14 protein-coding genes are annotated in these 15424 nt (G+C 44.1%); 2 read left to right on the forward strand and 12 right to left on the reverse strand.

All coding sequences use genetic code 11. The features are described from left to right. Positions 1–500: 500 nt before the first annotated feature. From yjgA to B0680_RS08810, 10 genes are all read right to left on the reverse strand, one after another. Positions 501–1004 carry a ribosome biogenesis factor YjgA gene (yjgA, locus tag B0680_RS08765; RefSeq protein WP_078254724.1) on the reverse strand — a complete coding sequence of 168 codons (504 nt, stop codon included), beginning with the start codon at positions 1002–1004 and terminating at the stop codon, positions 501–503. An 18-nt stretch (positions 1005–1022) separates the two neighbouring features. Next, positions 1023–1925: an RNase adapter RapZ gene (rapZ, locus tag B0680_RS08770; RefSeq protein ID WP_078254725.1), complete on the reverse strand. Its 903-nt coding sequence runs from the start codon at positions 1923–1925 to the stop codon at positions 1023–1025. An 82-nt stretch (positions 1926–2007) separates the two neighbouring features. Beyond that, complete coding sequence (gene panC, locus B0680_RS08775; RefSeq protein WP_078254726.1) at positions 2008–2847, reverse strand: pantoate--beta-alanine ligase; 840 nt, start codon at positions 2845–2847, stop codon at positions 2008–2010. A gap of 38 nt (positions 2848–2885) precedes the next feature. Then, positions 2886–3713 carry a 3-methyl-2-oxobutanoate hydroxymethyltransferase gene (gene panB / locus B0680_RS08780; RefSeq protein ID WP_078254727.1) on the reverse strand — a complete coding sequence of 276 codons (828 nt, stop codon included), beginning with the start codon at positions 3711–3713 and terminating at the stop codon, positions 2886–2888. Positions 3714–3806: 93 nt separating this feature from the next. Beyond that, on the reverse strand, positions 3807–4295 hold the full coding sequence (gene folK, locus B0680_RS08785; protein ID WP_078254736.1) for a 2-amino-4-hydroxy-6-hydroxymethyldihydropteridine diphosphokinase: 489 nt from the start codon (positions 4293–4295) through the stop codon (positions 3807–3809). Between the two features lie 11 nt (positions 4296–4306). Further along, the gene (gene pcnB / locus B0680_RS08790; protein ID WP_228143786.1) at positions 4307–6238 is read right to left on the reverse strand and encodes a polynucleotide adenylyltransferase PcnB; all 1932 of its coding nucleotides are present in this window, start codon (positions 6236–6238) and stop codon (positions 4307–4309) included. Between the two features lie 193 nt (positions 6239–6431). After that, on the reverse strand, positions 6432–6773 hold the full coding sequence (locus B0680_RS08795; protein ID WP_078254728.1) for a ComEA family DNA-binding protein: 342 nt from the start codon (positions 6771–6773) through the stop codon (positions 6432–6434). Next, a complete protein-coding gene (gene mazG, locus B0680_RS08800; protein WP_078254729.1) occupies positions 6773–7576 on the reverse strand; it encodes a nucleoside triphosphate pyrophosphohydrolase in 804 nt (267 codons plus the stop codon). The genes B0680_RS08795 and mazG overlap by 1 nt, the downstream gene beginning before the upstream one ends. Before the next feature lie 33 nt (positions 7577–7609). Next, positions 7610–8959, reverse strand: coding sequence for a phospholipase D-like domain-containing protein (locus B0680_RS08805; protein WP_078254730.1), 1350 nt, complete (start codon positions 8957–8959; stop codon positions 7610–7612). A gap of 2 nt (positions 8960–8961) precedes the next feature. Next, positions 8962–10227 carry a leucine-rich repeat domain-containing protein gene (locus B0680_RS08810; protein WP_078254731.1) on the reverse strand — a complete coding sequence of 422 codons (1266 nt, stop codon included), beginning with the start codon at positions 10225–10227 and terminating at the stop codon, positions 8962–8964. 83 nt (positions 10228–10310) lie between these two features. Between B0680_RS08810 and B0680_RS08815 the strand changes: the two genes are divergently transcribed. Beyond that, a complete protein-coding gene (locus tag B0680_RS08815) occupies positions 10311–10664 on the forward strand; it encodes a hypothetical protein (RefSeq protein WP_078254732.1) in 354 nt (117 codons plus the stop codon). Between the two features lie 77 nt (positions 10665–10741). On the opposite strand, the gene cysK is transcribed toward B0680_RS08815, so the two are convergent. Continuing rightward, on the reverse strand, positions 10742–11671 hold the full coding sequence (cysK, locus tag B0680_RS08820; RefSeq protein ID WP_078254733.1) for a cysteine synthase A: 930 nt from the start codon (positions 11669–11671) through the stop codon (positions 10742–10744). 160 nt (positions 11672–11831) lie between these two features. After that, a complete protein-coding gene (locus B0680_RS08825) occupies positions 11832–13538 on the reverse strand; it encodes an alpha/beta hydrolase family protein (protein ID WP_078254734.1) in 1707 nt (568 codons plus the stop codon). Between the two features lie 379 nt (positions 13539–13917). Between B0680_RS08825 and B0680_RS08830 the strand changes: the two genes are divergently transcribed. After that, on the forward strand, positions 13918–15342 hold the full coding sequence (locus B0680_RS08830; RefSeq protein ID WP_078254735.1) for a phosphohexomutase domain-containing protein: 1425 nt from the start codon (positions 13918–13920) through the stop codon (positions 15340–15342). Positions 15343–15424 lie beyond the last annotated feature (82 nt).

Genomic DNA, 15424 nt, shown 5'->3' on the forward strand with positions numbered 1-15424 from the left:
AGGCAGGACTTGTGTGGCTTGATGTAGCAGTGCAAGTCTGTGCTTTTTTTGGCAATTTGACCAATTCATTCTAAAAATTTTTTTCCAATATAACAAAAAGTAATCAAATACACAAGCATCAGCTCATTACCACGCCTTTCACACCCATCAGCATCTTGTACGAAAATGCTTACACACATTGCCGTCATCTGCCACTAGGCTTATACGGGCAAATTTGCGATACTATGCATACAGCAAGGAGATGGCAAATGGATAGGCCAACAAGGATGACCGCTGTATCTAGGATAGACCAGCAAGGATGGGCATCGCCCAAGCAGGACAAGTAATAAAGCCACATGAACCCAAATTTCATGTGGCTTTATTACTTATTAAGTTACTTATTAGGTTTCTTGTTAGATTACTTATCAAAACAAAGAACATCCGACACGGCATATGCAATGCAGAAACATGACCAAAACCGCCGTCACATCGGATGAATTAGACCCTTCATCCCAATCAGTTTAGGTCGATAAAATCGCCACTTCTTTGACATAGCTATGAAAATCCGCCAAGCTTTCTTCTAATAATTCATCATCACCCAAGTGCTTGGCGTATTCAATCCAAAGCAAGAGCTGATAAATGCTATTAAACTCGCTGGCATTGAACTGCTTCACAAACTGCTTAATCGTCGCTTCATCGGATAAATTCAGACGGCTATACCAAGTCTCAATCTTGGCGATTTGCTCTGGGGTGAATTTGCATTCAAACAATGCCGCTGTCAAGCTGTGGCGGTCTTCTTCGACAATCAGCTTGCCGACACGCTTGATTTGGCGGTTTTTGGCAGCGGCGGCGCTGATACTGGATAATTGCGCCAATTCATCCAAAAAATACTCGCTGACTGGCAGATTTTTTTGTTGTTTCTTAGAAAGGTTCGCCAATGGCAAAGCCAGCGCCTGCAAGCGTTCGTGGGATTTTTTGATTTCGGTGCGAGAAACTCGCATATCCATTTTTGACCAGTCAATCATACTATTCTCAATTTAAAATTAACAGCACCAGTAGCGTTTTTCACGGTGCTTTGCCACCACTTTCATCGAAGTTGGCAGGCTTTGATTTAATTTAGCTTCTACCGCTCGGGTGACATACACCGAGCGATGCTTGCCACCCGTGCAGCCGATGGCAATGGTGATACTGTGGCGGTTGTTGTGCAAGAAATTTGGCAACCACTTGTCCAAAAACTTGGCAATATCATCCGCCATCTCATCCACTTCTGGATACTGCCCAAAAAACGCCTGCACATCAGCGTCTTCACCCGTCTGTGCACGCAGTGCTTCGTCCCAATGCGGATTTGGCAAAATCCGCACGTCAAACACAAAATCGGCATCAATCGGCGTGCCATATTTAAAGCCAAACGACAGTAAATTGACCGTCACCGTCGTCTGCACGCCCAAGTGGTCACGCACACGCTCTTTGAGCTCATGGGTGTTGAGTAGGCTAGTGTTAATCTTGATATCGGCAAGCTGGGCGATGGGCTCAAGCAGGACAATCTCGCTATGAATCGCCTTGGGCAGATTACCCGCCGCACCATTTGCCATCAAAGGATGCACTCGGCGTGTCGCCCCAAATCGTGCCACCAGCACAGGCTCATCTGCGGTCACATACAGCACTTTGATGGCAGATTCGCCATATTGACGAATCAGCTCTTCGTGCACCATGGGGAAATTGGACAAATCCGCCCCCGGCACACGCACATCCACGCCCAGACCGATTTTGCGGATATTGGTATCATCAGTCAAACGAGCCACCGCCCCTGACAGCAAAGATGGCGGTAGATTATCAATGACATAATAGCCAAAATCTTCTAGGATATTAAGCACCGATGTCTTGCCCGAGCCACTACGCCCTGAGACGATGATGATTGAAATTGGGCTGTCTTGTATCTGTTCCATGTGAAACCTTTTTTGTCATCAATTGACCGATAATCACTTCAAATTGCCAAAGCGTCAAACAAGCTATCAAACTGCCATCATGTTAGCTTAAATCCACTTCCAGATTATCCAACAGTCGTGCCTTGCCAAGCCATGCCGCCACCAAAATCACCAACGCCTTATCCGCTTGGCTGACGGTCTGTAATTGGCGGTTATAAATTTCTAGATAATCCACCACAAAACCTGCTTGGCTAAGCGTCGCTTTGGCATCATCAATCAAGGCATCATAATCAATGATACTTGCTTGAATAAGCTTATCCGCCAACGCCTTGAGCGTCTGTGATAACACAGGGGCAACCGCTCGCTCATCAGCACTTAGATACTGATTGCGTGATGACAGCGCCAAGCCATCATCAGCTCGCACGATGTCAGCACCGATGATGTCGATGCCAAAGTTCAACTCATCATTGAGCTGTCTGATGATGGCAAGCTGTTGGTAGTCTTTTTTGCCAAAGACCGCCACATCAGGACGTACGATATTGAATAATTTACTCACCACCAAGCCCACGCCATCAAAGTGCGTCGGACGGGATTTGCCACACAATAGCTTGGTAATCTCACCCGATAGCACCTGTACATTTGGCGGATAAGTCGGATACATCTCATCGACACTTGGCGCAAAAACAAAATCCACGCCCACGCCATCAAGTGCCGCCACATCGGCATCGAGCGTGCGTGGATAGCTGTCAAAATCTTCGCCCACGCCAAACTGTGTCGGATTGACAAAAATACTCACCACCACGACATCGGCATGGTTGCGTGCGATTTTGGCAAGGGTGAGATGCCCATTGTGCAGATTGCCCATCGTCGGCACCAAAGCGATTTTGCCCTGTGTCGCAGACAATGCCGCTTGTAGCTCATTAATGGTATGAAAAATTTGCATCAGCGTATCCTTATTGTTGTCATTATTGGATTATTGGATTAAAAGGTATGCTCATCGGTTGGGAAGGTTTGATTTTTGACCGCTTGATGATAAGCAGCGAACGCCCCTGTGATATCGCCTGTGGTGTTGGTGCTGTCTGTCATAAAATTTTTGACAAATTTGGCAGGCTTACGAGTATAGACACCCAGCATATCATGCATCACTAGCACCTGCCCATCGGTATCCACGCCTGCACCGATGCCAATGACCGGTACGGCGACCGACTCGGTGACTGCTTTGGCAAGTGTCGCCGGCACACACTCAAGCAAGAACATCGCCGCCCCTGCCTGCTGTAGAATCTGCACATCTTCAAGTAGCTTGGTAGCGGCTTCATCGGTCTTGCCCTGCACCTTATAGCCACCAAAGACATTGACCAGCTGTGGTGTCAACCCCAAATGCACACAGGTCGGCACGCCTGCTTGCGCCAATGCCTTGACCGTATCGGCAAGCTCACGACCGCCTTCGATTTTGATGACATTTGCGCCTGCTTGCATCACCGCACGACTGCTATTGATGGCATCAGATAAAGTAGAATAACTTAAAAATGGCAAATCGCATAAAATCAGCGCCGTGCGATTGGCGCGAGCGATATTGGCGGTGTGATACGCCATATCTGCCACCGTCACAGGTAGGGTTGAGTCATGACCTTGTACCACCATACCCAAGCTATCACCGACCAAGATGGTCTCAATCCCTGCTTGGTTCATCGCATGGGCAAAGCTGGCATCATAGCAAGTTAGGCAAGAGAATTTCTCGCCTTTGGCCTTGAGTTTGTTAAGTGTGCTTAAAGTGACTGGTGCGGTGCTTGGTGTGGCAAGATAGCTCATTATTATAATTCCAAAATTGCAAAATTTTATCAAAGTCTCATCACCAATTCAGCCATCGGCTTGGTTGGTGATACTTGATGTATTGATGGTGATTTATTTTGCTAATTCAAGCCCTTGCCAATCTTGGGCGGCAGGTAGCTGTGCCAATCTTTGCCCTTGTACCATCAATTCAGGCGTCAGCTCAAGCAGTGGAATCAGCACAAAATTGCGTAGCATCAGCTCCTTGTGCGGAACAATCAATCGCCCACTGTCAATCACAGCATTGCCATACAATAGCACATCGACATCTAGGCTACGCTCACCCCAACGGCGCAATCGCACACGCCCTGCATTCATCTCAAGACTTTGGCAAAAATCCAGCAGCGCCAATGGCGATAGTCGTGTGTCCGCCATCAATACCGCATTGACAAAATCAGGCTGGTCAGTGACGCCATACGCCTTGGATGTGTATAGTGATGACACCTTGACATTGGCAAAGTCAGCACTGTGCTCAAAGGCGGATACGGCATGGCGGATATGCTCGGTGGGCGTGCCAAGCTCATTGCTGATATTGCCCCCAAGTCCGATATAGCAAGTGGTCATCGAGTTATCCATCACTCATCCGCCTTTGGCTTGGCATTGGATTTGCGACTGCGACGACGCTTGGGCTTATCTGTATTATCATCGGCTGATGCGACTTTTTTGGCACTGCGTTTGGCTGCTGCTTGATTGACTTTGGACTCACCCTTGCCTAGACCTTTAGCACTTGAACCTTTGGCAGATTTGCTTGCTTTGGCAGTTTTTGCTTTATTGTGGTTTTTGATGCTTTCATCTTGCATGAGTAGCTTGGGCACGCTCACCTGCTGAATCGGGCGACGCTTTGGCACATCATCCATCACCACATCTGCCATCGCATCATCTTGTACTGCCACATCACTTTCGTTTAGCCCAGCTTCACGCTCAAGGATGGATAAGCTCGATGACAGCTTACGCTTACGATGGCGAGATGATGGGATATATGGCTCATCATTGGCAAGTAGCTTGGCAAAGTCTTCATCGCTATAACTCACCGTGGCAAACACGGGCACAGGCACCGACGGCAGGCTGCTTTGCTTATCAGCTTTAAGCAGTTCATCCGCACCTGCCACCACAAATAACGGCTCGGGGCGTGTGGTAATCGGTCGATCATCATGACGCAGTGACAGCTCTTTTAGTTGCTCAAGCTCAAGGCTCTTGGCATCTTTTGCCATGCGATCACGACGACGACCGCGTTTGGGTGCATTTGCCCCATTGGCAAAGTCTTCGATCATCCAAGCTTTGTCAGCAGCCGAAGCCTCTTGATAAGCTTGCCACCATGCACCCATGCCATTGGTCGGCTCGGATAAAGGATGGTTGTCATGACTTTCTCTTAATACCAGAAAATCAAACGCCGCTCGAAACTTCGGTAACCGCTCAAGATTGGCGATGTCTTTGATGCGTGGATTGACAAGCTTTGGCTGCAGTATCCAAATATCACTGATAAACTGCTCGGCAAATTTTGGAATCGCGGTCTTGATGCGCTGGGCATCGATGGTTTTTTCGGCAGCTTTTAGCTGCGCTTCATAAAATGGCAGTCCACGCTTTTTGTATTTGGATAATTGGTGCAGATAATTTTCCCATAGTAGCGCCGCATAAAAGAACGCAGGATTGACCCCTTTGCCATCCGCCACACGGCGATCGGTATTGATCGCTACCGCCATCATCAGTGCTGACGGCTCATTTGGCGCATATGCCATCAGGCTGCCCATCGCCCCATGCTCAAACAAGAGTGGCAATAATGGCGTAAGATAGCCACCGCCAAACATCTTTTGGGTTTCGTCATACAAACGATGTGCCGACACCTGCTCAAGCAGTGTCCAGTTATCCGCACAAAACTGCTTGGCAAGCGCATCATCAAACTCAAAGCCCAATTTTGCCTTGAATCGCAAAGCTCTAAGCAGACGCACTGGATCTTCTTCGATACGCACTTTGGCATCGCCCAGCAGTCTTAGGGTGCGACTGTTAATGTCATCAAGCGCGTCGCAAAAGTCCAGCACTTCGCCCTTGATTGGCTGATAATACAAGGCATTGATACTAAAATCTCGGCGTGCAAAATCCTGCTCAATATCACCCCAGACATTATCTCGGGTAATCATGCCCTCATCCGTGGTGTGCGTGTCATCCTTGGGCGGCGCACGAAAAGTCGCCACCTCAATCATCTCACGACCCGAATACACATGGGCAAGCTGAAAACGACGCCCGATAATACGGCATCGACCGCCAAAAATCGCCTTGATTTCATGGGGGCGAGCATCCGTCACCGCATCAAAATCTTTGGGCGCAAGACCAAGCAAGCTATCACGCACACCGCCACCGACGATATACGCTTCAAAGCCTGCTTTATTGAGTGTGCCGACCACTTCGACGATGCTATGTGGCAAACTGCCCTTTTGTAATTGCAGTGATTTTGCCGAATGTGTGGTGCGAGTGATTTTCTTTTGTTTTGGCTTTTTAGGCGATCTGCCCATGCCTACTCCTTGAATGATGGGGTGTAGCCCCTACAACTTATCTTACTAAACCCTTTATTTTAACGCTTTTGACCCAAAAAAGCGAATAAAAAAGGCGTAAAATGGCGCATCTTGATGGCTTTTGGTCGCTTTTGATGCCTTGTGGTGATTTTTTAGGGTTGTTTGGCAAGGTTTATAAGGCTTTACGGACAAGTCAGTCCATCACCGATAGCCGATGGCGATTTTTATCAATGGTTACCTTGCCAATGCCTTTGACTTTGGCGAGCTCATCCACCGAACCAAAGCGACCGTGCCGAGCTCGATACTCAATAATCGCCGCCGCACTGGCATGACCAATTCCTGATAAGCTGACAAGGCTTGCCGCACTTGCGGTATTGATATTCACCACGCCTGCTTGGGCTTGCCGCTCTTGTTTGACAAGCACTTGATAAGCACTGATGGCATCAGGATAGCATTGCTTGGGTGTGCTTGTATCCGACCATGACTGATGAGTGATACTTAATAATATCAGTATTGATAACGCTTGGTGTTTCATCACAGTCCTTGTGATTTTGCCAAATCCCACAGCCGATCCATCTCATCGAGCGTGGCATCATCTACGGTTTTGCCATCATTGGCTAGTGTATCAATGATAAAGCCAAAGCGACGACGGAATTTTGCCACCGCTCCCAAAGTCGCCATCTCGCTATTGATGCCAAGCTTGCGAGCGACATTGACAAGACTCAAAAAACAATCGCCAATTTCATCATGAAGCCTTGATTTGTCAAGCTTGTCTGTCGGTAAATATTGACCATCAGCATCTTGAATCAAGGCTTGTAATTCGCCAATCTCTTCATGTAGCTTTGCGATCGCACCATCGACATGATCCCAATCAAAGCCAACTTTGGCGGCTGTTTTTTGGATGTCTTGGGCTTGCATGAGACTACTGCCTGCTTTAACATCCAAGATACGGCGTGCAGGTTTGCCTTGATTTTCAAGCTGTTTAATCTCATCCCAGCGACGCTTGACATCTTCGTCAGTTTTTAGATTTTCTTTATCAAAGACATGGGGGTGGCGACGGATTAATTTGGTCATTAGCGTCTCAATAACATCACCAAAATCAAATTTGCCCTGCTCTTGGTACAGATGCGCATGGAACACCACCTGTAGCAGCACATCGCCAAGCTCGCCTTTGATGTCATCGATATCGCCCAGATTGACCGATTCAACCAGCTCATAAGCTTCTTCGATGACATACGGTGTCAGGCTTTGGTTGGTCTGCTTGGCATCCCACGGGCAGTCGCATCGTAGGCGTGCCATCAGGGCGAGTAGGTCGGCAATGTCTCGGCTTGGGGTCATGTGATTATCCTAAAATAAAACCATCGATGGGTATTATAACATCTCTTCAAGTCGTACAATCTCATCTTGTAATTGCACCTTAACTTCTGAAAAATATTGCTGCCAATCATCAATTTGCATAATCTCTTGATAGCTTTCACTATCTTTAATTGCACAAATTTGCTGTTCAAGTTGAGCAATTTTTGCCTTTAGTGTTGCAATCTCAGCTTGCAATTCATCCTTTTGGTTGACTGTATCTGATTTAGCTTTAAAGACACCGTTTTGCAATTGCTTCAAAATATTTTGCACTGCTTGCAAATCATTTTTCTCATAAGCACGATTAAGCTCAACAAAAATTTCTTGGGCTCGCTCTTTCATCTCATCACCAACTCTATCGGGATGGCATATTTGGCTGGCTTTGCGATAAGCCTGTTTCAATGCTCTTTTTTCTTCATTGCTTAATTGAATAATTTGCTTTTCACGCTCTAGAATCGCCTGCTCTCGATAAGTTCGCTCATCTCGCTCTGCCTCACGGTATTCCTCTTCATTGCTCGCCAACTGCTTCTTAAGGAATAACAAGCGCTCAATACAATCACCCAGTGCTTCTGTATGAGCATGGTGAAAATCCGAAAGCAACTTTTCGAGTTCAGTTTTTTCTGTATCATAAGCCAACAATTGATGCTCTAGCTTTCGAATTTCAAACTTCAGTGCGGTCAATTCTGCATCAACAAACAAAGTGATCTGCTTATTTTTCTGAATGAACTCTTCAATCAGCTGTATTGCCTGATGATACTGCTGCGCATGTAAACTTTGAATAATCAAATCCAATTCATCATGCTGATATGCTGCCAACTTATCTTGCTCTCTAGCAATATCCTCTTCGTCTTCTAGCAAAATGTAATTTTTTAAAATATCTAGCCGCCGAATAACTTTATTCAAATCAAAATCGACCGATTGTGCATTCTGCATTGAACCAAAATACATTTGACGAAGTGCGACAAATTGATTGATAAATTGCCTCGCCAACACATCATCACCTTTGGTAATGATAATATTTTCATGATTCTTTTGAGCCTTATAACTCCAATTGTATGAACCAGTTATCACTGTATAGCCATCAATCACACAGAATTTATTATGCATCAAATCCATATTGCCATCGCCAACCCGATAGATGGCAGACTTACCCAAATTGAGTTGCTCAAAATCAATGGCATTTTGGTTGATGTCATCGTTGGAAATCATCAGTTGTACTTTTACACCTGATTGTGCTTTTTGTAGCAAAGCAGCAAACAGTTCTCGGTGAGTAAACCAAGCAACTGCCACATAAATCTCTTGCTTGGCAGATTGGATTTCTGTTTGTATTCGTTCGGCGATATTAGAAAAGAGTGCTTCAGTTTGCATGGTTAAGCATCCTCACTCCAAATTCGACCATAGAAAATAATTGTTTCAATCGCATTTGGCGGATAATAATCGCCAAAATAAATAGTGCAATTTGGCAATAAAGCACTCAGTTGATCGATTTGCCATTGACTGATTGGATTATCATTTAAAACCAAATCTGTTAATTTTGTGAGTCCTGCCAATGAAGTCACATTGGTAATTTGGTTTGACCTAAGATCCAAAAACTCCAAATCCACCAAACCTGTCAAGCTTTCAACATTAGTGATATTATTTTTGCCCAAGCTTAGCAATCTTAAATTTTTTAGGTTTTTCAAGGGGAGAATATTGGAAATATTATTTGAAAACGCCTTTAGAACTTCAAGACTGCTTAGGTCTTGTAAGCAAGATATTTCAGAAATATGATTAAAACTACAATCAAATTCTTTTAGGTTATAACAGTTAATTTTGGACAGCCGCTCAAGATTTGACAATCCATTCCCACGAATATTTAATGCTTCCGGCTTGGCTAAGTCCGATAAAATAACTCCGCCCCAGTTAAAGTCAGAACAAAACTCAATTTCCAAAGTTTCAAGATAATGCATCTTTTCAAGATTTAAATAAGAAATAGATTTAGCATACCCCACGCTTAAATAAACCAAATTGTTTAGATTTTCAAGACATGAAAAATCTGAAATATTTTCAGCAGTAAATTCAAGTGATTTTAGGCTTGTCAATTGTGCCAAAGGGCTAATATCATAGAGATTTTGACCACCAAAAATCAAATTCTCCAAGAGACTTAAATTGTTAAGACATGAGATATCCTTGACATCCCAAGCATTCCAAAATGCACCACTCCCCACATAAGCCGCTAGCTCAAGATGTTTTAATTTTGGTAAGGCTCTAATAAAATTTAAGTCTAAAAAACCTTCGGGATTTGCAAAACATAATTCTTGCAAACTTTGTAAATAATGCAGGCATCTTGCACTTTCTGAGATATCAGATGGGGCATCATAAATTAACAACGATGTTTCGGCAACCAAAGCATCCAATATCTCTCGCATTCTCTGCTTGTCATGCTCAACCTCCAATATATCCTCATTCCAATCCAGATATGATCGAGTTAGCTTCCGCTTCCATTCCTCTGTAAGACCACTCCACCAGCGCCAATGTTGCTCAAAAGGATCGATATTTGCCAATAGTTTATTGGCAATGGATAGACTGGTACTTACTCTAGATAGGGCGATTTGTGTATCAGCGGTTGTTAATGTTGGTAGATTTTGTTTGGTCATGACAAATCCTTTATACTAATTTTTTTCACCCAGTTTGTTTATGTTAAGATAAACGACTAATAAACCCAATTAGGAGGTAAAATATGAAATTTGATCTGCAACACAAAACAAATATCAGTGTACTACATTGCATCATTAATGCAAAACCATCATCATCGCCAGATACATGTGTGCAATACAGACCCGATAGTTTTAATTTATGTGAAACTTATAAAAATGCGATCAGTCATATTAATTCAAATACTAATCAAATCACAAATCAAAGAATCACACTTGAAATCACAATATTGAATTATCCCGATGATACGCAAATTCTTGTTGAACAGGAAAAGAGTGCCTTAAATTCACTCCCTGAGGATAGCAAGCTTTTTAAAATATTTTCTCAAATTGCTATCAAAGTCGAAGATACTACATATATCATCTATGGGCAAGAATAAATGTGATTTAAAGTACAAAACCATCGATGGGTATGATACCACAATCGATGGTTTTTTGAGCGTTTTGCCTTGGCGGATTATTGTGCCAAATCTGCAAACAATGCGGTCGATAAATAACGCTCGCCTGATGATGGGATAATCACCACAATCAGCTTGCCTGCGTTTTCATCACGAGCCGCTAGCTCCAGTGCCGCCTTCACTGCCGCACCTGACGAGATACCAACAAGCAGACCTTCTTTGACAGCCAATTCACGAGCTACCTTAAAGGCATCGTCATTGGCAACAGTCACGACTTCATCATAAATCTCGGTGTTTAGCACTGCTGGCACAAAGCCTGCACCGATGCCTTGGATTGGGTGTGGGCCTTTTTGACCGCCTGAGAGCACTGGCGATGCTTGTGGCTCGACGGCAACGACTTGTACGCTGTCTTTTTTGGCTTTCAACACTTCGCCAACACCTGTAATCGTACCGCCCGTACCCACGCCTGCGACCAAGATATCCACTTGTCCATCGGTGTCGTTCCAAATCTCTTGGGCGGTGGTGTCACGATGCACTTGCGGATTGGCAAGGTTGTCAAATTGGCGTGGCATAAAGTAGCCATCTTGCGCTGCTAGCTCATTGGCTTTGGCAATCGCACCGCCCATCCCTTCGGCAGCAGGTGTCAAGACAAGCTCAGCACCATAAGCACGCAGCAGCGCACGACGCTCAAGGCTCATACTCTCAGGCATGGTGATGACAAGCTTATAGCCACGAGCGGCGCAGATGAGCGCAAGACCGATGCCTGTGTTGCCACTGGTCGCTTCGACGATGATGGTGTCTTTGGTGAGTTGACCTGATTTTTCGGCATCATCAATCATCGCAAGGGCGATACGGTCCTTGACCGAGCTTGCAGGGTTGAAATATTCAAGCTTGGCAACCACACGAGCCTTAAGCCCTGCCGTTAGGTTTGATAGCTCAACCAGCGGTGTGTTGCCAACGAGTTCGGTGATATTTTTGGCGATTTTCATAAAAAACTCCCTAGATGTGATTATTGTGCTATTAGCATAGCAAATTTTTTGACAATTTACCGCCAAATTCTTAGTCCAAAAATTGATAAACTTAGGTCAGATTTGAAATAACAAACTGGTATTCACAAATATAAAGATACGCCATCAAGTCATCATTAATTTAACTCAAGCTACACCCATCCGGTGTTACAACAAGCTTGAGATTTAGCATTTTGCTGAAAATTTCATAATGGTGGCTTAAACTGACAAATAATTCGTACTCACCATATTCCCATTGGGTTGTGTCAATGCCTTGAAAATGCATTGTGGCAAAATAACAGGCTAAGTAATTTTCATACAAATCACCCAAACGCTTGCACAAATCTTTACTACGCACCTGCCCTAAAACTGATGAGTAATACACACCTTTTTCTTTATGTCTTGCCACCAAATAATAATGCCCCATATAAAAAGATGGCATCGTAGCACCCCAAACTACAAATTCCCCTTCCAAATGAAAGTTTGATCCTTTGCACCAACTATCAGTCAATGCAAAATGACGCTCTTGATCCAACACACCAATTATTGACCTTTTGATCAAAACAATATTACCATCTCGTTGCCCAAGATGATATTCTGCATCTTGGCAAATATTTTTCACATCTAAAGGTTTAGTTAATGAAATATTTTGCCAATCACCCCCCCCTTCTTGTTTAGTTACAGATACTCTGAGTTGATACACCCCATAATCCAAGTCAGACAAATCAACCCCATTATGTCCCATTGTTGCAACACCAGAAGCACTGTAATCGAAATAAATATTCTGATATAACTCTCGGCTATTCTCACCTTTTGGCACACTACCCAGTGGGTATACGTACTGCTTGCCTGATGCAAGGTTATGCAAGCACAGTTTTTTATTCAAAAATCTATAATTTGGAGCATTAAAATTTTGGATATACATTTCACCCTCTATATGCAGTTTATGATCTTGCATTCTCAGAGTGCTAATGTTATTAATAGGACGCTCCGATAAATCAATTTGCCCCTTGCGCCCAAATATAGCATCATTTGATACAACGTCAGGCAACATGATTGCTTGATCAAATGTCATATCATCAATCACAGATTGGTTTAATTTTGGAACAATCTTATTGGATAACAAGTTGACAATCGATAAAATTTCTTGGGTGAAATATGCTGTTACTTGATTGTGTTGAAATGCTAGATTGGAATTTGTAAAAATAGCATTAAAATTAGGGTAATTTTCTTTCAAATCCTTCAATAATTCTTTTTGCCCATATTCCAAATAAAAATAGTCGTGAAATGATACAAAAAAGTAAATATTTTTTTGTCGATTTTCGTCTTCCAATATCGCCCGATTAAGCATCTTGTCATAATATTGCACTTGTTCCAATGTGTAGCTCTTACCCATGACATGCTGTGCAATATCTTGATCATGATTCACCATCCATGATCCCAAATGCCCAAATGGCGCAGATGAAACAATATTTCCAAAACCATAATGAACCCCCACATAAAGGGCTGCATACCCTCCTTTGGACGCCCCCAATAATGTGCAATCCACTTTTGTTAGATTAAGTCTGGATAGTATTTTTTCAATTAATTGCGCAACAATTGGAGCAAAATCAAGATTGCCATCACTACCTGCATAACAAGATTGCCGACCATCAAAAATATCAGCAATTAACAATACATTACACTTAAAGAAATTAACTGCATTACCAAAACTCCAGCCCCCATGTCTGTAATCATTAAAAACCACAACCAAATGAGCTATATCCTTTCGATTGGCTTTTAAAATATATGAAATATCTTTACCATCAATGGTTTCGGTTTGAATTTTGGTGGCGTGGGTTAATTGCATAGTATATCCTGTCATGGAGATTGGATTAGAAACCATCTAAAATCAAACGGCTTGTATTGGTAAATAGAAGTTGTTTGATTAATGGGCATTTTAAATAAATTATATCGTCTATATTATACAACCGGTCTGCTAGTTAAAATACCTTAATTTGGTAACGGCACACAATTTGAGCCACTGTCAATATTTGATGGCGTGACCAATAGTGCAAGATTTTTTTCAGTGATTTTTTTGGCAATTTACCGCCAAATTCTTAGTCCAAAATTTGATAAACTTATGCAAAGATAAGCACTTTTGCAAAACTTTACCAAATCTGCCCACGCATCCGCCCAAGTCATGCTACAATAGTCCAAAAAATTCCATCTACTCATTAGGAAAAGTTATGAGCACATATTCTGCAATCACCATCGACTGCTTTAAGGCCTATGATGTGCGTGGCGAGCTTGGTGTCAATCTCGACGAGTCCATCGCTTATCGCATTGGCCGTGCTTTTGCACAGATTTTGGCAAAGAACACCACCCACGACAAGCCTGCCATCGTCATCGGTGCAGACATTCGCCCATCAAGCTTCGCCCTAAAAGCCGCCGCCATCGATGGCATCACCGATGCTGGCGTCGATGTCATTGACCTTGGCATGACAGGCACCGAAGAAGTGTATTTTGCCACCAGTTTCTATGATGCCATCGGTGGTATCGAAGTGACCGCAAGCCACAACCCGATTAATTATAATGGCTTAAAAATGGTGCGTGAAAATTCTCGCCCAATCAGCGCTGATACAGGGCTTGGTGAAGTGCGCGCTTTGGCAGAAAGTGGTGAATTTATCAACGCTCCAAAAGGGCAAGTGATTGAAAAATCAGACAAAACTGCCTACATCGATAAGCTGATGAGCTTTGTTGATACCACCAAATTCACCGCCAAAAAAATCATCGTCAATAGCGGTAACGGCTCAGCAGGCCCTGTGGTCGATGCCATCGAAGCACGCCTAAAGGCAGCAGGCGCACCGATTGAGCTAATCAAAGTACATCACACCCCCGATGGCAGTTTCCCAAATGGTATCCCAAACCCAATGATTATCGCCAACCAAGCATCGACCCGTGATGCCGTGCTTGCGCACAAGGCGGACTTTGGCGTGGCGTTCGATGGCGATTTTGACCGTTGTTTCTTGTTTGATGCGGGTGGCAGATTCATTGATGGCAGTTATATCGTTGGGATGCTGGCAGCGGCATTTTTGCAAAAATACCCAAACCAAACCATCGTCTATGACCCACGCGTGATTTATAACACCGAAAATGTCATCGAGCAGATGGCAGGCACACCCGCACTGAGCAAATCTGGGCATTCGTTCATCAAGCAAGTGATGCGTGAAACGGGTGCTATCTATGGTGGCGAGATGTCGGCGCACCATTATTTCAAAGAATTTTTCTACTGCGACAGCGGTATGGTGCCATGGCTACTGCTCATTGAACTATTGTCCGTGACGGGCAAATCCTTAGCAGAGCTTGTCGATGACTATATCACGGCTTTTCCAAGCTCAGGCGAGCTCAATTTCAAGCTTGGACAAACGGACGCCGCCACCATCAGCCAAGGGCTAGAAGACAAATACAGCGCACACAGCCCAAGCAAAAACACGCTGGATGGCTTAAGTTTGGATTTTGGCAACTGGCGATTTAATCTGCGCTCAAGTAACACCGAGCCACTGATTCGCCTAAATATCGAAACTCGTGGCGATGCAGGCTTACTTGATGAAAAAGTGCGTGAAATCATGGACTTTTTGAGCGAGCACGGTGCGGTTCGTGCCGACCACTAAGCTTGGCTGTCTTAGACAAACTAAGTAGGCTAATAAACAGCCTTAAAAAACCCTTTGATATCGTTGAACCGCACCCCAAAAG

Source organism: Moraxella pluranimalium, from assembly GCF_002014825.1.
GTDB lineage: Bacteria > Pseudomonadota > Gammaproteobacteria > Pseudomonadales > Moraxellaceae > Moraxella > Moraxella pluranimalium.

What these genes read in the sequence shown, in the direction of transcription:
- B0680_RS08805 (WP_078254730.1), bottom strand. Translation starts at nt 8,959, where the DNA reads ATGCAAACTGAAGCACTCTTTTCTAATATCGCCGAACGAATACAAACA.
- pcnB (WP_228143786.1), bottom strand. Translation starts at nt 6,238, where the DNA reads ATGGGCAGATCGCCTAAAAAGCCAAAACAAAAGAAAATCACTCGCACC.
- folK (WP_078254736.1), bottom strand. Translation starts at nt 4,295, where the DNA reads ATGACCACTTGCTATATCGGACTTGGGGGCAATATCAGCAATGAGCTT.
- yjgA (WP_078254724.1), bottom strand. Translation starts at nt 1,004, where the DNA reads ATGATTGACTGGTCAAAAATGGATATGCGAGTTTCTCGCACCGAAATC.
- B0680_RS08810 (WP_078254731.1), bottom strand. Translation starts at nt 10,227, where the DNA reads ATGACCAAACAAAATCTACCAACATTAACAACCGCTGATACACAAATC.
- B0680_RS08830 (WP_078254735.1), top strand. Translation starts at nt 13,918, where the DNA reads ATGAGCACATATTCTGCAATCACCATCGACTGCTTTAAGGCCTATGAT.
- panB (WP_078254727.1), bottom strand. Translation starts at nt 3,713, where the DNA reads ATGAGCTATCTTGCCACACCAAGCACCGCACCAGTCACTTTAAGCACA.
- mazG (WP_078254729.1), bottom strand. Translation starts at nt 7,576, where the DNA reads ATGACCCCAAGCCGAGACATTGCCGACCTACTCGCCCTGATGGCACGC.
- B0680_RS08825 (WP_078254734.1), bottom strand. Translation starts at nt 13,538, where the DNA reads ATGCAATTAACCCACGCCACCAAAATTCAAACCGAAACCATTGATGGT.
- panC (WP_078254726.1), bottom strand. Translation starts at nt 2,847, where the DNA reads ATGCAAATTTTTCATACCATTAATGAGCTACAAGCGGCATTGTCTGCG.
- B0680_RS08795 (WP_078254728.1), bottom strand. Translation starts at nt 6,773, where the DNA reads ATGAAACACCAAGCGTTATCAATACTGATATTATTAAGTATCACTCAT.
- cysK (WP_078254733.1), bottom strand. Translation starts at nt 11,671, where the DNA reads ATGAAAATCGCCAAAAATATCACCGAACTCGTTGGCAACACACCGCTG.
- rapZ (WP_078254725.1), bottom strand. Translation starts at nt 1,925, where the DNA reads ATGGAACAGATACAAGACAGCCCAATTTCAATCATCATCGTCTCAGGG.
- B0680_RS08815 (WP_078254732.1), top strand. Translation starts at nt 10,311, where the DNA reads ATGAAATTTGATCTGCAACACAAAACAAATATCAGTGTACTACATTGC.